Below are 18768 nucleotides of genomic sequence, written 5' to 3'. Positions count from 1 at the left end.
CCTTGTAGCAGCTGCTACAGAAGTCAGGTTATTCAGTCTTTGCTTTACTGCATATTCGAAATTCCATATATTCACGCCTCGTTTGTCCAGAGGCGTGTTCCCGCATGTCCAGTTCCCGTAGCCCCGTCGATATTTTCAAGGCCCTGGCCGATGACACTCGCAGCCGTATCGCACTGTTGATCGCCCGCGAAGGCGAGTTGTGCGTGTGTGAATTGACGGCCGGGCTGAACCTCAGCCAGCCAAAGATCTCCCGTCATCTGGCGCAATTGCGCAGTCATGGTTTGCTCGCAGACCGCCGTCAGGGGCAGTGGGTTTTTTATCGCCTGCACCCGCAATTGTCGCCGTGGGTCATCACGCTGTTGCAAGGTGCACTGGCTGATCACGCTGACTGGCTGGCCGCTGATGTCGACCGTTTGCAGGCCATGGCTGATCGCCCGGCTCGCTGCTGCTAATCCCCCCGATTGTTCTTTGAAGGCCGTTCCGCATGCTTATTGCGTCGCTGATTTTTCTGCTGACCATCACCTTGGTGATCTGGCAACCCAAAGGCCTGGGCGTAGGCTGGAGTGCGACATTCGGCGCAGTGCTGGCGCTGATTTTCGGGGTGGTGCACCTGGCTGACATTCCGATTGTGTGGCAGATCATCTGGAACGCCACGGGCACCTTCGTCGCGCTGATCATCATCAGTCTGTTGCTCGACGAAGCGGGGTTCTTTGCCTGGGCAGCCTTGCATGTGGCCCGTTGGGGTCGATGCAGCGGGCGCAAGCTCTTTGCCTATATGGTGCTGCTCGGGGCGTTGGTGTCGGCGTTGTTCGCCAATGACGGGGCGGCGCTCATTCTCACGCCCATCGTGATTTCCATGCTGCTGGCGTTGCGTTTTTCCCCGGCGGCCACCCTGGCGTTCGTGATGGGGGCCGGTTTCATCGCCGACACCGCGAGCCTGCCGCTGGTGGTGTCTAACCTGGTGAACATCGTTTCGGCGGACTTCTTCAATATCACATTCAACCGTTACGCGGCGGTGATGATTCCGGTCAACTTCGTCAGTGTCGCCGCCACGCTGGCGATGCTGATGTGGTTTTTCCGTCGTGACATCCCCAAGGATTACGACCCCGAACAACTGGAACATCCGTCGACGGCGATCCATGACAAGGCGACCTTTTATGCCGGTTGGATGGTGCTGGTGATCCTCCTGCTCGGCTGCTTCGCCCTTGAGCCGCTGGGCATTCCGATCAGCGCGATTTCCGCCGTCTGTGCGGCGTTGCTGCTGGCCATCGCCGCCCGTGGCCACAAGATTTCCACGCGCAAGGTGATGAAAGAAGCGCCGTGGCAGATCGTGATTTTCTCGCTGGGTATGTATCTGGTGGTGTATGGCCTGCGCAATGCCGGGCTCACCGGGTATCTGGCGGGGTGGCTGGACGGGTTTGCGCAGTACGGCATTTGGGGCGCGGCGATGGGCACGGGGGTGCTGACGGCGCTGTTGTCGTCGATGATGAACAACCTGCCGACGGTGTTGATTGGTTTGCTGTCGATCGATGCGAGCCAGGCCACGGGGGTGGTGAAGGAAGCGATGATTTATGCCAACGTCATTGGCAGCGACCTGGGGCCGAAAATCACGCCGATCGGCAGCCTGGCGACGTTGTTGTGGTTGCACGTGCTGCAACGCAAGAATATTCAGATTGGCTGGGGGTATTACTTCAAAGTCGGGATTGTGTTGACGCTGCCGGTGTTGTTGGTGACGTTGGCGGCTTTGGCTTTGCGGTTATCCATTTAGAACGGGTGGCCTCTTCGCGGGCAAGCCTCGCTCCTACAGGATTTATTTCGAATGCAAATTCGGCGAACGACACAAAACCTGTAGGAGCGAGGCTTGCCCGCGAAGAGGCCAGCCCAGACACCACAACTCTCAGCCACTGCCCGGCACATTCGGCCAAAGATCCGCCACCAGAAACAAGCGCTCCGCTTCCTCCCAATCCCCGTCCGCGTTCTCGATCAGCCGCACCATCAGCTGCGCCGGGGCCAAAGGCTCCAGATCACTGAGCCATGCCTCAAGCTGCTCCGTACTCCAGGTCTGATCCTCCGGATAATGCGCCGGCGCCAGCCAGGCATGGCGGGGCAGGGGTTGCCAGCGGCCGAACGGGCGCTGCACGACAAAATCCGCCCAGTCCTTCTGATGCAGCCAGCTGCCGCGCAGATGCTGCGGATGTGCACCGTGGGGTGGCGCGGCTTGTCCTGGCCACGGATACAGCAGATAACCGCCCAGCCACAGATGCGCGCTGAACTGTTGGATATCCAGCGCCGCCAGCACCTCGCGACTCTCGGGTCGGGCGGAGATGGGCAATTGATGCTGTGACAGATGCGCCAGTTTGCGGTCCAGTCGATCATGACAACCCGGCCCGAGCCACTGCGCCGTGTCCTGTCCGTCGCCATTCTGCGGGCCCAGATACAGTTTGATCGCCAGTTCCAGGTGATGCACGCCGTCGCGATCGCGCAACAGCATGTCCAGCTCGCCCAAGGTGTGGCCTTCGCGGCGGATCGGCATGTTGGCGGCAATCAACTCGATACCCGGCGCATGGCGCACGGCGTATTGCCACAAGCGTTCGTAATACAGGCCCAGTCGCCGGGTCCTGGCCTGTGCCAGCCAGTGCAGCAGGTCATAACTGTCATGGTCGAGTTGCTTCAGCCAGCGTTCCAGCTGCTCAGGTGCCTGCACCCAGTCGCTGCCGGCCAGCGGATGGCGTTGCGGCCACGGGGTGATGTCGAGCATCGGCGGCGCGAGGATGACCCAGGCCAGGTCGCGCACTTCGGGGTGGCGCAACTGGTGGGGTAACTGGAGCAAATCGGGAAATAGGATCATCTTGCGAGCATAGCCCTAAACATGAGTACACCCTTGTGGCTGAAAGGATTTTGTCTATCCCGCGCTTTCGCCCATAATCGTGTTTTTCACCGGCGCGCAGGAACCCCATGGAGCAATTTCGTAATATCGGCATCATCGGTCGCCTGGGCAGTTCCCAGGTGCTGGATACCGTCCGCCGACTGAAACGGTTTCTGCTTGATCGTCACCTGCACGTGATCCTCGAAGACACCATCGCCGAAGTCCTGCCCGGTCATGGCCTGCAAACCTCGTCTCGCAAGATGCTCGGCGAAGTGTGTGACATGGTGATTGTGGTGGGCGGTGACGGCAGCCTGCTTGGCGCGGCGCGTGCCCTGGCCCGACACAATATTCCGGTGCTCGGCATCAACCGGGGCAGCCTCGGATTCCTGACCGATATTCGCCCGGATGAGCTGGAAGTCAAAGTCGCCGAAGTGCTCGACGGCCACTACCTGGTGGAAAACCGCTTCCTGCTGCAAGCCGAAGTCCGCCGCCATGCCGAGGCCATCGGCCAGGGCGACGCGCTGAACGACGTAGTGCTGCACCCGGGCAAATCCACGCGGATGATCGAATTCGAGCTGTACATCGACGGCCAGTTCGTCTGTAGCCAGAAGGCCGACGGCCTGATCGTCGCCACGCCCACCGGTTCGACTGCCTACGCACTGTCGGCGGGCGGGCCGATCATGCATCCCAAGCTCGACGCTATTGTGATTGTGCCCATGTACCCCCATACCTTGTCGGGCAGGCCGATTGTGGTCGATGGCAACAGTGAGCTGAAAATCGTCGTGTCCAAAGATATGCAGATTTACCCGCAAGTCTCCTGTGACGGGCAGAACCATTTCACCTGCGCGCCGGGCGACACCATCACCATCAGCAAAAAAGCCCAGAAACTGCGGCTGATTCACCCGCTTGATCACAACTACTATGAGGTCTGCCGGACCAAGCTTGGCTGGGGCAGCCGGTTGGGTGGTGGAGGCGACTGATGCTCGATCCCGCGCGTAGCTACGACCTGATCGGTGACGTGCACGGTTGCGCTCTGACCCTTGAGCACTTGCTCGACCGGCTCGGTTATCACAAACAAGGTGGCGTCTGGCGGCATCCATCGCGCATGGCGGTGTTCGTCGGTGACATCATCGACCGCGGCCCGCGGATTCGCGAGGCGCTGCACATGGTCCACGACATGGTCGAGGCCGGTCAGGCGCTGTGCATCATGGGCAACCATGAATTCAACGCCCTCGGCTGGGCCACGCCGGCGCCGCCAGGCAGCGGCAAGCAGTTCGTGCGTGAACACACGCCACGCCATGCGCGTCTGCTCGGTGAAACCCTGACTCAATTTGAAGGCCACCCAGCCGACTGGCATGACTTCCAGCAATGGTTCTACGAATTGCCATTGTTTGTGGATGCCGGACGATTCCGCGTGGTGCACGCCTGCTGGGATGCCGGTCTGATCGAGCCGCTGCGCGCGTTGTTCCCCAATGGTTGCGTCGACGAGCATTTCCTCCAGGCCTCGGCCGTGCCGGGCAGTTTCGCCTGCACCGTGTTCGATCGCTTGTTGCGCGGCACCGACATGCGTCTGCCCCACGGGTTGACCATGACCAGCGGCGATGGTCTGACGCGTTCGTTCTTCCGCACCAAATTCTGGGAAGACGACCCGCAAACTTACGGAGACATTGTGTTCCAACCTGACGCCTTGCCCGAACCCGTGGCCCAGACGCCCCTATCGTCAACGGAAAAAAACACCTTGCTGCGTTATGGCGTCGATGAGCCGCTGTTGTTTGTCGGCCACTACTGGCGCAGCGGCAAGCCGGCACCGATTCGTCCGAACCTGGCCTGCCTGGATTACAGCGCGGTGCTCTACGGCAAACTGGTCGCCTATCGCCTGGATCAGGAAACCCGTCTCGATCCGCACAAATTTGTCTGGGTCGATGTCGAGCGGCCGGAGGTGCTGCAATGAGTACCGTGGCTGTTTTACGCCTGCCGCTGGCGGTGGATTTGAGCGGGTTCGTCAAGCTGCTGCAACGCATGCAGGTGCCGCATCGGGTCAGCGAAGAGTCCGGTGAGCAGGTGCTGTGGGTGCCGGCCAATATCAGCGAAGACGTTCGTTCCTTGTACGAACGTTTCCCGGCGGGCGATCCTGATCAGCAACTGGACATTCCGGTCGCACAAACCACCAAACGCCCCGGTTTCGTCGAGCAGATGCGCCATGCCAAGGCAACCGGGTTGGTGCTGCTATTGAGTCTGATCGTCGGTGCGGTGACGCTGCTGGGGGAAAACCTCGGCACGATGCGCTGGCTGACCTTCCTCGATTTCCGCATCGTCGGCGAGTACATCCATTTTGTGCCCTTGGCTGACAGCCTGGCGGCGGGGCAGTGGTGGCGTCTGGTGACGCCGATGCTGATCCACTTCGGCATCCTGCACCTGGCTATGAACGGCATGTGGTACTGGGAGCTGGGGCGGCGCATCGAGTCGCGTCAGGGCAGTATCAACCTGATCGGCCTGACCTTGCTCTTCAGCTTGGTGTCCAACTACGCCCAGTATTATTTCAGCGGCGCGACTTTGTTTGGCGGGTTGTCCGGGGTGCTTTACGGCCTACTCGGGCATTGCTGGATTTTCCAGATGTTGTCGCCAAACCCGGCTTATCGCCTGCCGCGCGGCGTGCTGGTGATGATGCTGGTGTGGCTGGTGCTGTGCCTGTCGGGGCTGGTCTCGATGATCGGTTTCGGTGAAATCGCCAACGCGGCCCATGTCGGCGGGTTGCTCGTCGGATGCTTGACCGGTTTGTTGGGTGGTTTGTACAACCGCCGTAAACTGGCCGTCTAATCAGTTATGTATTAAAGCGCGGAGCCTTTGATGTCCTCTTTTAACGAAATGATCCAGAACATCACCCCGGATATCTACCAGAGCCTGAAACTGGCGGTGGAAATCGGCAAATGGTCCGACGGTGGCAAGCTCACCGCCGAGCAGCGCGAACTGTCGTTGCAAGCGATGATCGCCTGGGAAATCCAGAACCTGCCCGAGGAAGAGCGTACCGGCTACATGGGCCCGCAGGAATGCAGTTCGAAGTCGATCAGCGTGCCCAATATTCTGTTCAAGTCGGATGCCGTCCATTGATCGAGATTGGCCGTGGTGCAATCAGCAAAATGTCGGCGCGCCTTGACGGGCCGGATGTGCAGTACGCGTTTCGTTTGGATGACGTCGAGGTGCCGGTCAATCCATTGATCGGCACCACGGTGCGTCTGGAGTACCTGGGGGCGATCCATTGCACCCATTGCGGGCGCAAGACCAAAACCAGTTTCAGCCAGGGGTATTGCTACCCGTGCATGACCAAACTGGCGCAGTGCGACCTCTGCATCATGAGCCCGGAGCGTTGCCACTACGACGCGGGCACTTGCCGTGAGCCGGAGTGGGGCGAGAAGTTCTGCATGACCGATCACATTGTGTATCTGTCGAATTCGTCCGGGGTGAAAGTCGGGATCACCCGCGCCACCCAGTTGCCGACCCGCTGGATCGACCAGGGCGCCCGTCAGGCGTTGCCGATCATGCGCGTCTCGACCCGCCAGCAATCGGGGTTTGTCGAAGACCTGTTCCGCAGTCAGGTGGCGGACAAGACCAACTGGCGTGCTTTACTCAAGGGCGACGCGGTGTCGGTGAACCTGGCCGAGGTTCGCGATCAGTTGTTCGACAGCTGCGCCGAAGGGTTGCAAGGTTTGCAGGAACGATTCGGCCTACAAGCGATCCAGACTATTGCCGATGTAGACGTCCTCGAAATCCGCTATCCGGTCGAGCAATACCCGGCCAAAATCGTCAGCTTCAACCTGGACAAGAATCCGATTGCCGAAGGCACGCTGTTGGGGATCAAGGGCCAATACCTGATTTTCGACACCGGCGTCATCAATATTCGTAAGTACACGGCTTATCAGCTCGCCGTGCATCAGTAAGGACTCCAGCATGCGCACCGAACAACCGAAGATGATCTACCTGAAGGACTATCAGGCGCCCGAGTACCTGATCGACGAGACGCACCTGACCTTCGAGTTGTTCGAGGACCACAGCCTGGTCCATGCGCAACTGGTGATGCGCCGCAATCCCGAGCGTGGCCCGGGCCTGCCGCCGCTGGTGCTGGATGGCCAGCAACTTGAGCTGCTGTCGGTCACCCTGGCCGACCGAGAGTTGAGCGACGCTGACTACCAGTTGACTGAAAACCACCTGACCCTGCACCCGACCAGCACCACCTTTACGGTCGATACCAGCGTCAAGATCCACCCGGAAACCAACACCGCCCTGGAAGGTTTGTACAAATCCGGCACGATGTTCTGCACCCAGTGCGAAGCTGAAGGCTTTCGCAAAATCACCTATTACCTCGACCGCCCGGACGTGATGAGCACGTTCACCACCACGGTCGTCGCCGAGCAGCACAGCTATCCGGTGTTGCTGTCCAACGGCAACCCGATTGCCTCAGGTCCTGGCGAAGACGGCCGACACTGGGCGACGTGGGAAGACCCGTTCAAGAAACCGGCGTACCTGTTCGCGCTGGTGGCCGGTGACTTGTGGTGCGTCGAAGACACCTTTACCACCATGAGCGAACGCTCGGTGGCGCTGCGCATTTACGTCGAGCCGGAAAACATCGACAAATGCCAGCACGCGATGAACAGCCTGAAGAAATCGATGCGCTGGGACGAAGAGGTCTACGGTCGCGAGTACGATCTGGACATCTTCATGATCGTCGCGGTCAACGACTTCAACATGGGCGCCATGGAGAACAAAGGCCTCAACATCTTCAACTCCAGCGCCGTGCTGGCCCGCGCCGAGACCGCCACCGATGCTGCGCACCAGCGTGTCGAAGCGATCGTCGCGCACGAGTACTTCCACAACTGGTCGGGCAACCGCGTGACCTGCCGCGACTGGTTCCAGTTGTCGCTCAAGGAAGGCTTCACGGTGTTCCGCGATTCGGGCTTCTCCGCCGACATGAACTCGGCCACCGTGAAACGCATTCAGGACGTGGCTTACCTGCGTACTCACCAGTTCGCTGAAGACGCAGGTCCCATGGCTCACGCCGTGCGCCCTGACAGCTTCATCGAAATTTCCAATTTCTACACCCTGACCGTGTACGAGAAAGGTTCGGAAGTGGTCGGCATGATCCATACCTTGCTCGGCGCCGAAGGCTTCCGCAAAGGCAGCGACCTGTACTTCGAACGTCATGACGGCCAGGCCGTGACCTGCGATGACTTCATCAAAGCCATGGAAGATGCCAACGGTGTCGACCTGACCCAGTTCAAACGCTGGTATAGCCAGGCCGGTACCCCGCGTCTGGCGGTGAGCGAGTCTTACGACGCAACGGCGAAAACCTACAGCCTGACCTTCCGCCAAAGCTGCCCGGCGACCCCGGACAAGGTGGAAAAACTGCCGTTCGTGATTCCTGTGGAGTTGGGCCTGCTGGACTCGAAAGGGGCGGCCATTGCGTTGCGTCTTTGCGGTGAAGACCGTGCTCAGGGCACTTCGCGGGTCATTTCGGTGACCGAGGCCGAGCAGACGTTTACCTTCGTCGACATCGCTGAACAGCCGCTGCCTTCATTACTGCGCGGCTTCTCGGCACCGGTGAAACTGAGCTTCCCGTACAACCGCGATCAATTGATGTTCCTGATGCAGCACGACAGCGACGGTTTCAACCGCTGGGATGCCGGTCAGCAATTGTCGGTTCAGGTGTTGCAGGAGCTGATCGCTCAGCAGCAGAAGGGCGAGAAACTGGTGCTGGATCAGCGCCTGATTTCTGCCTTGCGCACCGTGCTGTCCGACGAGACGCTGGACCAGGCGATGGTTGCGGAAATGCTTTCGCTGCCGGGCGAGGCCTACCTGACTGAAATCAGCGAAGTGGCTGACGTTGATGCTATCCATATCGCTCGCGAGTTTGCCCGTAAGCAATTGGCTGAAGGTTTGTTCGAGGCGTTGTGGCTGCGTTATCAGGCCAATCGCGATCTGTCGAAGAAAACCCCGTATGTGGCCGAGGCCGAGCATTTCGCCCGTCGTGCCTTGCAGAACATCGCGTTGTCGTACCTGATGCTCAGTGGCAAGCCGGAAGTGTTGGCGGCGACGCTGGAACAATTCGAGACTAGCGACAACATGACCGAACGCCTGACGGCGCTGGCAGTGTTGGTCAACTCGCCGTTTGAAGAGCAGAAGGCCTTGGCGCTGGCGAGTTTTGCCGAGCACTTCAAGGACAATCCGCTGGTCATGGATCAGTGGTTCAGTGTCCAGGCGGGCAGCACGTTGCCGGGTGGTCTGGCGCGTGTTCGTCAGTTGATGGAGCACCCAGCGTTCAACATCAAGAACCCGAACAAGGTGCGGGCGCTGGTCGGTGCGTTTGCCGGGCAGAACCTGATCAACTTCCATGCGGCGGACGGTTCGGGGTATCGCTTCCTGGCGGACCTGGTGATCGAGTTGAACGGCTTCAACCCGCAGATCGCCTCTCGCCAACTGGCGCCTTTGACTCGCTGGCGCAAATACGACGACGCCCGTCAGGCGTTGATGAAAGGTGAACTGGAGCGGATTCGTGCTTCCGGTCAGCTGTCCAGCGATGTGTTTGAAGTGGTCAGCAAAAGCCTGGCCTGAGTTTGGCGATGCTCCCGCGGGGTTCACTCGGGCTCTGTGGGAGTTGGCTTCTCTGTCTTGGCGGCCTGACAGCCGACCAATTTCCTCCTTGGTGTACATATCCATTGCTGCGGTAACGGCGGCTGGCGGTTTCGCCCTTACGGCGAGTCCCTTTTGGCAAACGCCCCAAAAGGAACCAAAAGGTCTCGCCCCAAGCGTCCGGCCCCTCGCTAAGGCTCGGCGTTCCTTCGCTCCGGTATCCATCCGGGGACACTGCCCTCCGGTCTGCTTCGCGACGACCTACATGCAGCGTGTTCGACTGCGTCGAACGGCGCTACGCGCCACTCCCCGGATGAACACCTCCACTCAGCCTCCCGAAAGGGGCGGGTAGATCAAGATCAAAAGCTGAAGGCGAGCTAACGCTCGGCCTGATGAGTGGTGAGAAGCAAAAGCCGTACGCCGATCCATTGTGGGAGCTGGCCTGCCAGCGATGGCGGCCTGACAGCCGACCAGTTTCTTGCAGATGTACAGCAAACCTTGTGGGAGCTGGCTTGTCGGGTCGCCGCATCGCTGCGAAGGCGGCTTGGTAGTCGACGTGTTCTTTCGGATGTACGAAAACTTCTCGACGGCTGCGATCCTTTTGGCTTTGGCTTTGGCTTTGGCTTTGGCTTTGGCTTTGGCTTTGGACGTTGATCTTGATCTTGATCTTGATCTTGATCTTGATCTTGATCTTGATCTTGATCTTGATCTTGATCTTGATCTTGATCTTGATCTCTCGCCCCTTCGGCAGGCCGAGCGTAGGTGTTCATCAGGGGGTTAGGCGCTTAGCGCCGTGCGGCGAAGCCGCACACATCGAGAGGAGGTCGTCGCGAAGCAGACCGTAGGCGATGCCCCCTGATGGACACCGTAGCGAGGGAACGCGGAGCCTCAGCGAGGCGCCGTACGCCGGGGCGAAGACTTTTTGGTTACTTTTGAGGCGTTTGTCAAAAGAGACTCGCTGTAAGAGCGAAACCATAAGTCGCCGTTACCGAAAAAATGGATATGTACACCGAACACCGAACACCGAACACCGAACATCGAACATCGAACATCGAACATCGAACATCGAACATCGAACATCGAACATCGAACATCGAACATCGAACATCGAACACAGAAAAAAACCGGAAACCCTAATCACCCCACCTGATACCCAATCATTCACCCCACGACCATCCCCCTCAGGTTAACAAAACATAACGTGGCGTCGATTGTCAGACCTTTCCAAACCCCGATAGGATAAGCCAGCTTCCGAAGGGGCTCTAGATTGCGCATTTCAGGACTATGCTCCAGAACAGGCAATCCCGATGAGCACCCCTTACGGCGCCCTGAAAGGTTGAACGACCTAACAATAATAATGGGGGAAGGTCTATGAGTGAGCCTGTCATGGGTGTGGGTATTTGCCGCCCGCCGGCATTACGCAAGTTCGCGTTGCTGGCTACAGCGCTCTCGCTGTTGGGTTGTGCCGTGCTGTCGGCTCCTGCGTTGGCCGCTGCGGCGCCAGCGTCCGACATTGTTTATGCCGTTGAATCTGCCAAAGCCAGCAAGAGCCTGATGCTCGACATCGCGCACGCCGGCAAGCGCCTGGTGGCTGTTGGTGATCGCGGGCACATTCTGTATTCCGATGACCAGGGTGCAACCTGGGCCCAGGCCAAGGTGCCAACCCGCCAGTTGTTGACGTCGGTGTTTTTCGCCGATGACAAACACGGCTGGGCCGTCGGTCATGACGCACAGATCCTCGCCAGCGAGGACGGTGGCGCCACCTGGACCAAGCAATTCGAAGATTTGAAACGCGAATCGCCGCTGCTCGACGTCTGGTTCCAGGACGTCAACAGCGGCTTTGCCGTGGGCGCCTACGGTGCGTTGTTGGCCACCAACGACGGTGGCAAACACTGGGAAGATGCCAGTGATCGCCTGGACAACGAAGACCAGTACCACCTCAACGGCATTGCGGCGGTCAAGGATGCCGGGCTGTTCATCGTCGGCGAGCAGGGCAGCATGTTCCGCTCCGCCGACTGGGGCCAGACCTGGGAAAAGCTTGAAGGCCCATACGAAGGTTCGCTGTTCGGCGTGATCGGCACTGCTCAGGCCAACACGCTGCTGGCCTACGGATTGCGGGGCAATCTGTTCCGCTCCACCGATTTCGGCACGACGTGGGAACCGGTCGAACTCAAGGCTGCCCGCGGTGCGCTGGAGTTCGGGTTGTCCGGCGCAACGCTGCTCGACGACGGTTCCATCGTGATCGTCGGCAACGGCGGCTCGGTGATCCGCAGCAACGACAACGGCGAAACCTTCAGCGTGTTCAACCGCCCGGATCGCATTTCCGTTTCGGCAGTGACGGCAGCAGGCAACGGCAATCTGATCCTGGCGGGACAGGGCGGCGTCCGCGTCACCTCGCCAACCGGCGCAGAGAATGGCAAAAACGGGTCGTCCAAATGAGCCGGGCAAATAATAAGAAGGCGGGTCTATGACATCCTTGAGCAGTCATCATCAAGACAAGGCGACGTTTCTTGAACGCCTGATTTTCAACAACCGCCCGGCAGTGATCGTCATCTGCCTGCTGGTCAGCATCTTCCTGTTCTGGCAAGCGACGCTGATTCGGCCGTCCACCAGCTTCGAAAAAATGATCCCGCTCGAGCATCCATTCATTCAAAAAATGATGGAGCACCGCAACGATCTGGCGAACCTGGGCAACACGGTGCGCATTTCCGTTGAGGCCACCGACGGCGACATCTTCTCCAAGGAATACATGGAGACCCTGCGTCAGATCAACGACGAAGTGTTCTACATTTCCGGCGTCGACCGTTCCGGCCTGAAGTCGCTGTGGAGCCCGAGCGTGCGCTGGACTGAGGTGACGGAGGAGGGCTTTGCCGGCGGCGAAGTGATCCCGCAGAGCTATAACGGCTCCCAGCAAAGCCTCGACCTGCTGCGCAACAACGTGCTCAAGTCCGGCCAGGTCGGGCGCCTGGTGGCCAACGATTTCAAGTCGAGCATCGTCGACATCCCGCTGCTGGAGTCCTACCCGGACCCACAGGACCAGGGCAAGTTGCTGGCGCTGGACTACCGCAAGTTCTCCCACGAGCTGGAAGAAAAGATCCGCGACAAGTTTGAAGCGCAGAACCCTAACGTGCAGATCCACATCGTCGGTTTCGCCAAGAAAGTCGGCGACCTGATCGATGGCCTGGTCATGGTGGTGATGTTCTTCGGCGTCGCCTTCATCATCACCCTGATCCTGCTGTACTGGTTCACCAACTGCATGCGCAGCACCGTAGCGGTGTTGAGTACGACCTTGGTGGCGGTGGTCTGGCAGCTGGGATTGATGCACTTCTTCGGTTTCGGGCTTGATCCGTATTCGATGCTGGTGCCGTTCCTGATCTTCGCCATCGGTATTTCCCACGGCGTGCAGAAGATCAACGGGATCGCCTTGCAGTCCAGCGAGGCAGACAACGCCTTGACCGCTGCACGACGCACGTTCCGTCAGCTGTTCCTGCCGGGGATGATCGCGATCCTCGCGGACGCGGTGGGCTTCATCACGCTGCTGATCATCGACATCGGTGTGATTCGTGAACTGGCCATCGGCGCATCCATCGGTGTGGCGGTGATCGTGTTTACCAACCTGATCCTGCTGCCGGTGGCCATCTCCTACGTCGGCATCAGCAAGCGCGCCGTCGAACGCAGCAAGAAAGACGCACACCGCGAACACCCGTTCTGGCGCCTGCTGTCGAACTTTGCCAGCCCGAAAGTCGCACCGGTGTCGATCGTCCTGGCCTTGCTGGCCTTCGGTGGCGGCCTCTGGTACAGCCAGAACCTGAAAATCGGCGACCTTGACCAGGGTGCTCCGGAACTGCGTCCGGACTCGCGTTACAACAAGGACAACAACTTCATCATCAGCAACTACTCCACCAGTTCCGACGTGTTGGTGGTGATGGTCAAGACCAAGTCTGAAGGTTGCTCGCGCTATGAAGCCATGGCGCCGATCGACGAATTGATGTGGAAGATGCAGAACACCGAGGGCGTGCAGTCGGCGATCTCTCTGGTGACCGTGTCCAAGCAGATGATCAAGGGCATGAACGAGGGCAACCTGAAATGGGAAACCCTGTCGCGTAACCCGGACGTACTGAACAACTCCATTGCCCGTGCCGATGGCTTGTACAACAACAGTTGCTCACTGGCACCGGTGCTGGTGTTCCTCAACGACCACAAGGCCGCCACACTGGATCGTGCGGTGCATGCGGTGCAGGACTTCGCCAAGGAAAACAACAAGGACGGCCTGGAATTCATCCTCGCGGCGGGTAACGCCGGCATCGAGGCGGCCACCAACGAGGTGATCAAGGAATCCGAGCTCACCATCCTGATCCTCGTCTACATCTGCGTAGCGACCATGTGCATGATCACCTTCCGTTCCTGGGCGGCGACCTTGTGCATCGTGCTGCCGCTGGTGCTGACCTCGGTACTCGGCAACGCCCTGATGGCCTTTATGGGCATCGGCGTGAAAGTCGCGACCCTGCCGGTCGTGGCGCTGGGGGTGGGGATTGGCGTGGACTACGGCATCTACATCTACAGCCGTCTGGAAAGCTTCCTGCGTGCCGGCCTGCCGTTGCAAGAGGCCTACTACCAGACGCTGAAATCCACCGGTAAAGCCGTGCTGTTCACCGGCCTGTGCCTGGCGATCGGCGTGTGCACCTGGATCTTCTCGGCCATCAAGTTCCAGGCCGACATGGGCCTGATGCTGACCTTCATGCTGCTCTGGAACATGTTCGGCGCATTGTGGCTGCTGCCGGCGCTGGCGCGGTTCCTGATCAAGCCGGAGAAACTGGCGGGACAGAAGGGCAACTCGCTGTTCGCTCACTGATCCCTGGCTCAAATAGAAAAGCCGCAACCTGGGTTGCGGCTTTTTTACATCTGAGGATTCACACAACCCTTTGTAGGAGCCGGCTTGCTGGCGATGGTGTGTCAGCCACATTGATGTCGACTGACACACCATCGCCAGCAAGCCGGCTCCTACAGGGGATTGCGTTGGTTAAGAGGGATCAGTGCCGAGCACGACGTTCAGCGCACTGCGCGCATCGTCGAGCTGAACGAGGGTTGCATGCCGCGCACCCAGCGCATCGCGGTTCTCGATCGCTGTCAGGATCGCCTTGTGCCTAGGCAGCGCCAGTTCGTGCAGGTTCGGGCGCTGGTTGGAATGCTTCAATGCTTCGGCGATTGCCACCGACAGCATGTTGCACAGGTTGGCCAACAGATCGTTGTGGGTCGCATCGGCGATGCGGCTATGGAAATCCAGGTCCGGCTGCAACAGCGCCTCCGGCGTCGGCGCGGCTTCCATTCGCTGGTAGGCTTCACCGATGGCGGCGATGTCCGCATCGGTCGCAAACTGCGCGGCGAGGGCGGCGGCTGCCGGTTCGATGATGCTGCGCACGCTGGTCAGTAAATCGAAGAACTCATTCTGCGGACTGCTTTGCATCAGCCAGTGCAGCACATCCGGATCGAGCATGTGCCATTCCTTGCGCTGCTTGACCACGGTGCCGACCCGCGGACGGGAATACACCAGGCCTTTGGCAACCAGCACCCGGGTGGCTTCGCGCAGCACCGGGCGGCTGACCGCGTACTCCTCGCACAGCAGGGCTTCGGCGGGCAGTTTGTCACACGGTTTGAAGCGCCCGGAAACGATCTGCATGCCCAATTCCTGGACGATGCGCGAGTGCATGCTTTTGCGGTCGGAGGGTTTGCGGTAATCCATGGGGAACGGCGCGATCCTGTGCGATGGAGATGCCGCGCATGATAACAGGCGCGGCGGGCAATCATCAGACCTGAAGTCGGCGATTGCTCTGTGGCGAGGGAGCTTGCTCCCGCTGGGCTGCGAAGCGGCCCAATCGGTCACCGCGATTTGTCAGAAAGATCGCGTCAATCGATTTACGACTGCTGCGCAGCCGAGCGGGAGCAAGCTCCCTCGCCACAGGTTTTGCTGTGAATGCAGAGTTGCAGGGGTTAGTGAGAGTGGCGGGGGACTTCGGAGCCGCGGCAGCCGACCAGGAAGTCGAAATCGCAGCCCTGATCCGCTTGCAGCACATGGTCGATGTACAGCTGACGATATCCGCCCACGATCAGATTTTGCGGCGGTTGCAGATCCGCCATGCGCGCCGCCAGTTCAGCGTCCGGGATGTCCAGGTGCAAACGCCCGTTTGCGCAGTCGAGTTCAATCCAGTCGCCTTCCTTCACCGTCGCCAGAGGCCCGCCGGCTGCTGCTTCCGGGGCCACGTGCAAAACCACGGTGCCATACGCCGTGCCGCTCATGCGGGCGTCGGAAATGCGCACCATGTCCGTCACGCCCTGGGCCAGCAGCTTGGCCGGCAAGCCCATGTTGCCGACTTCAGCCATGCCCGGATAACCCTTCGGCCCGCAGTTCTTCATCACCAGAATCGAGTTGGCATCGACGTCCAGTTCCGGATCGTTGATCCGCGCCTTGTACATGTCGAAGTTCTCGAACACCACCGCACGCCCGCGATGCTGCATCAATTTGGCACTGGCCGCGGATGGCTTGAGCACTGCACCGAGGGGCGCGAGGTTACCGCGCAATACGCAGATGCCGCCGTCGGCGCGGATCGGGTTGTCGAGGGTGCGGATCACTTCGTCCTGGCCGTAGATCGGCGCGTCCTTGGTGTTCTCGCCGAGGGTCTTGCCGTTGACGGTCAAGGCATTCGGATGCGGAATCAGATTGGCTTCGCCGAGGCGACGCAACACCGCTGGCAGGCCGCCGGCGTAGTAGAACTCTTCCATCAGGAAGCGCCCGGACGGTTGCAGGTCGACGATGGTCGGCATGCCGCGACCGATGCGGGTCCAGTCATCCAGGTCCAGCTCGACGCCGATACGACCGGCGATGGCTTTCAAGTGGATCACGGCGTTGGTCGAGCCACCAATGGCGGCGTTCACACGGATGGCGTTTTCGAAAGCTTCCTTGGTCAGGATCTTCGACAGCCGCAGATCTTCACGAACCATCTCCACCGCGCGCATGCCGGACATGTGCGCCAGTACATAACGCCGCGCATCCACCGCTGGAATCGCCGCGTTGTGGGGCAGGGAGGTGCCCAGTGCTTCAGCCATGCAGGCCATGGTCGACGCAGTGCCCATGGTGTTGCAGGTGCCGGCCGAGCGAGACATGCCGCCCTCGGCTGCGAGGAAATCGTCGATGGTGATGGTGCCGGCTTTCACCTGTTCGCTGAGCTGCCAGACCACGGTGCCCGAGCCAATGTCCTGGCCCTTATGCTTGCCATTGAGCATCGGCCCGCCGGTAACCACGATGGCCGGTACGTCGCAACTCGCCGCGCCCATCAACAGCGCCGGGGTGGTTTTGTCGCAACCGGTCAGCAGGGCCACGCCATCAATCGGGTTGCCACGAATCGCTTCTTCAACGTCCATGCTCGCCAGGTTGCGGGTGAGCATGGCGGTGGGGCGCAGGTTCGATTCGCCGTTGGAGAACACCGGGAATTCCACCGGAAAACCACCGGCCTCGATCACCCCGCGTTTGACGTGCTCCGCAATCTGGCGGAAATGCGCGTTGCACGGGGTCAGTTCCGACCAGGTGTTGCAGATGCCGATGATCGGCTTGCCGTGGAACTGGTGGTCGGCGATGCCCTGATTTTTCATCCAGCTGCGGTACATGAAGCCGTTCTTGTCGGCGGTGCCAAACCATTGGGCGGAGCGCAGGTTGGGTTTCTTATCAGACATAATCGATTCTCTTATTGTATGACTATATTGTTCGAGCTAGCGCGTAACATAAGCGCAAATTCGCCGCTTTGGAAGTGTTGTTGGCTAATTAGTAATACTATATAGTCGCCTTCAACGGAGGGATTGCCCTGGCGGTTTTCAGCGAGAGGCGTCCCCCGAGGTTCTATAACAACAAAAATCGGAGACCGATCTCATGAGCCAGGAACTGCGGCTTATTCGTCGCATCACGCTGAAACTGATTCCCTTCCTGATCCTGCTGTACCTGATCGCCTATGTGGATCGCTCCGCTGTAGGTTTCGCCAAGTTGCACATGGGCGCCGACATTGGCCTGGGTGACGCGGCCTATGGGCTCGGCGCAGGGTTGTTCTTCATTGGGTACTTCCTGCTGGAAATCCCCAGCAACCTGATGCTCGACCGCTTCGGTGCACGGCGCTGGTTCGCGCGGATCATGGTCACCTGGGGCGCCATCACCATTGGCATGGCCTTCGTCCAAGGGCCGCACAGCTTCTATGTCATGCGTTTTCTGCTCGGCGCGGCCGAAGCCGGGTTCTTCCCGGGCGTTCTCTACTACATCACCCAATGGTTCCCGGTTCGCCATCGCGGCAAGATCCTTGGCCTGTTCATCCTTTCCCAACCCATCGCGATGATGATCACCGGCCCGGTGTCCGGCGGCTTGCTCGGCATGGACGGCATCCTCGGTCTGCATGGCTGGCAGTGGCTGTTCATCGTCATCGGCACCCCGGCGATCCTGCTGACGTGGCCAGTACTGCGTTACCTGCCGGACGGCCCGCAACAGGTGAAATGGATGGACCAGTCTGAGAAAGACTGGCTGACCGGCGAGCTGAAAAAGGACCTCGAGGCCTACGGCCAGACCCGTCACGGCAATCCGCTGCATGCCCTGAAAGACAAGCGCGTGTTGTTGCTGGCGCTGTTTTATCTGCCGGTGACCTTGAGCATTTATGGCTTGGGCCTATGGCTGCCGACGTTGATCAAACAGTTTGGTGGTACGGATCTGGTGACCGGTTTTGTGTCGTCGGTGCCTTACATCTTCGGGATCATTGGTTTGCTGATCATTCCGCGCAGTTCCGACCGCCTGAATGATCGTTACGGCCACCTCGCCGTGCTTTACGTGCTGGGCGCCATCGGCCTGTTCCTCAGCGCCTGGCTGACGGTGCCAGTGCTGCAACTTGCGGCGTTGTGCCTGGTGGCGTTTGCGCTGTTTTCCTGCACGGCGGTGTTCTGGACTTTGCCCGGTCGTTTCTTCGCCGGTGCCAGTGCTGCGGCAGGGATCGCGTTGATCAACTCGGTGGGCAACCTGGGCGGCTACATCGGCCCGTTTGTGATCGGTGCGCTGAAGGAATACACCGGCAACCTGGCCTCGGGGCTGTACTTCCTGTCGGGGGTGATGGTGTTTGGGTTGGTGTTAACCGGCGTGGTCTATCGGTTGCTGGAGCGCAAGCATGTGCTGGCAGCGGATCAGTTTGCAGCCAGCGCTCGCGGCGCGACCCCTACCTGACACACATTTTGTGATCCTCACACTCCCTGTGGGAGCGAGC

General features: G+C 59.8%; 15 protein-coding genes. 12 read left to right on the top strand and 3 right to left on the bottom strand.

The genetic code is table 11. The features are described 5' to 3' along the window. The first annotated feature begins 104 nt into the window (after positions 1-104). Positions 105-452, top strand: a complete 348-nt coding sequence (locus tag ACA075_RS15715; protein ID WP_497293702.1) for a metalloregulator ArsR/SmtB family transcription factor — start codon at positions 105-107, stop codon at positions 450-452. 32 nt (positions 453-484) lie between these two features. Then, positions 485-1768, top strand: coding sequence for an arsenic transporter (locus ACA075_RS15710; RefSeq protein WP_497293700.1), 1284 nt, complete (start codon positions 485-487; stop codon positions 1766-1768). A 129-nt stretch (positions 1769-1897) separates the two neighbouring features. Here ACA075_RS15710 and ACA075_RS15705 read toward each other — a convergent pair whose 3' ends face one another. Then, positions 1898-2848 carry a DUF1853 family protein gene (locus ACA075_RS15705; RefSeq protein WP_497293698.1) on the bottom strand — a complete coding sequence of 317 codons (951 nt, stop codon included), beginning with the start codon at positions 2846-2848 and terminating at the stop codon, positions 1898-1900. Positions 2849-2955: 107 nt separating this feature from the next. Between ACA075_RS15705 and ACA075_RS15700 the strand changes: the two genes are divergently transcribed. From ACA075_RS15700 to ACA075_RS15660, 9 genes are all read left to right on the top strand, one after another. After that, entirely contained in the window at positions 2956-3846 is an 891-nt protein-coding gene (locus ACA075_RS15700; protein ID WP_010459816.1) for an NAD(+) kinase, read from the top strand. After that, complete coding sequence (locus ACA075_RS15695; RefSeq protein ID WP_497299268.1) at positions 3843-4817, top strand: metallophosphoesterase; 975 nt, start codon at positions 3843-3845, stop codon at positions 4815-4817. Before ACA075_RS15700 ends, ACA075_RS15695 begins: the two co-directional genes overlap by 4 nt. Then, a complete protein-coding gene (locus ACA075_RS15690) occupies positions 4814-5683 on the top strand; it encodes a rhomboid family intramembrane serine protease (protein WP_497293695.1) in 870 nt (289 codons plus the stop codon). Before ACA075_RS15695 ends, ACA075_RS15690 begins: the two co-directional genes overlap by 4 nt. Before the next feature lie 30 nt (positions 5684-5713). After that, entirely contained in the window at positions 5714-5974 is a 261-nt protein-coding gene (locus tag ACA075_RS15685; protein WP_090183249.1) for a YeaC family protein, read from the top strand. After that, positions 5971-6801, top strand: a complete 831-nt coding sequence (locus tag ACA075_RS15680) for a DUF2797 domain-containing protein (RefSeq protein ID WP_497293693.1) — start codon at positions 5971-5973, stop codon at positions 6799-6801. The genes ACA075_RS15685 and ACA075_RS15680 overlap by 4 nt, the downstream gene beginning before the upstream one ends. A 10-nt stretch (positions 6802-6811) precedes the next feature. Beyond that, positions 6812-9469 (top strand): aminopeptidase N, encoded by a 2658-nt coding sequence (pepN, locus tag ACA075_RS15675; protein ID WP_497293691.1) that lies wholly within the window; start codon positions 6812-6814, stop codon positions 9467-9469. A gap of 502 nt (positions 9470-9971) precedes the next feature. Continuing rightward, positions 9972-10268 (top strand): hypothetical protein, encoded by a 297-nt coding sequence (locus ACA075_RS15670; RefSeq protein ID WP_497293689.1) that lies wholly within the window; start codon positions 9972-9974, stop codon positions 10266-10268. A gap of 590 nt (positions 10269-10858) precedes the next feature. Further along, a complete protein-coding gene (locus ACA075_RS15665) occupies positions 10859-11926 on the top strand; it encodes a WD40/YVTN/BNR-like repeat-containing protein (RefSeq protein ID WP_497293687.1) in 1068 nt (355 codons plus the stop codon). A 28-nt stretch (positions 11927-11954) separates the two neighbouring features. Then, on the top strand, positions 11955-14339 hold the full coding sequence (locus ACA075_RS15660; protein WP_219097416.1) for an efflux RND transporter permease subunit: 2385 nt from the start codon (positions 11955-11957) through the stop codon (positions 14337-14339). 168 nt (positions 14340-14507) lie between these two features. Here ACA075_RS15660 and ACA075_RS15655 read toward each other — a convergent pair whose 3' ends face one another. Together ACA075_RS15655 and ACA075_RS15650 are read right to left on the bottom strand one after the other, a co-directional pair. After that, entirely contained in the window at positions 14508-15227 is a 720-nt protein-coding gene (locus tag ACA075_RS15655) for a FadR/GntR family transcriptional regulator (RefSeq protein WP_497293686.1), read from the bottom strand. A gap of 248 nt (positions 15228-15475) precedes the next feature. Beyond that, positions 15476-17212: an IlvD/Edd family dehydratase gene (locus tag ACA075_RS15650; RefSeq protein ID WP_497293684.1), complete on the bottom strand. Its 1737-nt coding sequence runs from the start codon at positions 17210-17212 to the stop codon at positions 15476-15478. Between the two features lie 193 nt (positions 17213-17405). Between ACA075_RS15650 and ACA075_RS15645 the strand changes: the two genes are divergently transcribed. Further along, entirely contained in the window at positions 17406-18728 is a 1323-nt protein-coding gene (locus ACA075_RS15645) for an MFS transporter (protein WP_497293683.1), read from the top strand. Positions 18729-18768: the final 40 nt, after the last annotated feature.

The sequence above is a fragment of the Pseudomonas sp. LBUM1663 genome (genome assembly GCF_059695905.1).
Note: the sequence above shows the minus strand (reverse complement) of the source record. Positions and strands in the feature narration are given on the sequence as shown.

Coding starts and splice junctions, on each gene's coding strand:
- ACA075_RS15715 (WP_497293702.1), top strand. CDS start 105: ATGTCCAGTTCCCGTAGCCCCGTCGATATTTTCAAGGCCCTGGCCGAT.
- ACA075_RS15710 (WP_497293700.1), top strand. CDS start 485: ATGCTTATTGCGTCGCTGATTTTTCTGCTGACCATCACCTTGGTGATC.
- ACA075_RS15705 (WP_497293698.1), bottom strand. CDS start 2,848: ATGATCCTATTTCCCGATTTGCTCCAGTTACCCCACCAGTTGCGCCAC.
- ACA075_RS15700 (WP_010459816.1), top strand. CDS start 2,956: ATGGAGCAATTTCGTAATATCGGCATCATCGGTCGCCTGGGCAGTTCC.
- ACA075_RS15690 (WP_497293695.1), top strand. CDS start 4,814: ATGAGTACCGTGGCTGTTTTACGCCTGCCGCTGGCGGTGGATTTGAGC.
- ACA075_RS15685 (WP_090183249.1), top strand. CDS start 5,714: ATGTCCTCTTTTAACGAAATGATCCAGAACATCACCCCGGATATCTAC.
- pepN (WP_497293691.1), top strand. CDS start 6,812: ATGCGCACCGAACAACCGAAGATGATCTACCTGAAGGACTATCAGGCG.
- ACA075_RS15670 (WP_497293689.1), top strand. CDS start 9,972: ATGTACAGCAAACCTTGTGGGAGCTGGCTTGTCGGGTCGCCGCATCGC.
- ACA075_RS15665 (WP_497293687.1), top strand. CDS start 10,859: ATGAGTGAGCCTGTCATGGGTGTGGGTATTTGCCGCCCGCCGGCATTA.
- ACA075_RS15660 (WP_219097416.1), top strand. CDS start 11,955: ATGACATCCTTGAGCAGTCATCATCAAGACAAGGCGACGTTTCTTGAA.
- ACA075_RS15655 (WP_497293686.1), bottom strand. CDS start 15,227: ATGGATTACCGCAAACCCTCCGACCGCAAAAGCATGCACTCGCGCATC.
- ACA075_RS15650 (WP_497293684.1), bottom strand. CDS start 17,212: ATGTCTGATAAGAAACCCAACCTGCGCTCCGCCCAATGGTTTGGCACC.
- ACA075_RS15645 (WP_497293683.1), top strand. CDS start 17,406: ATGAGCCAGGAACTGCGGCTTATTCGTCGCATCACGCTGAAACTGATT.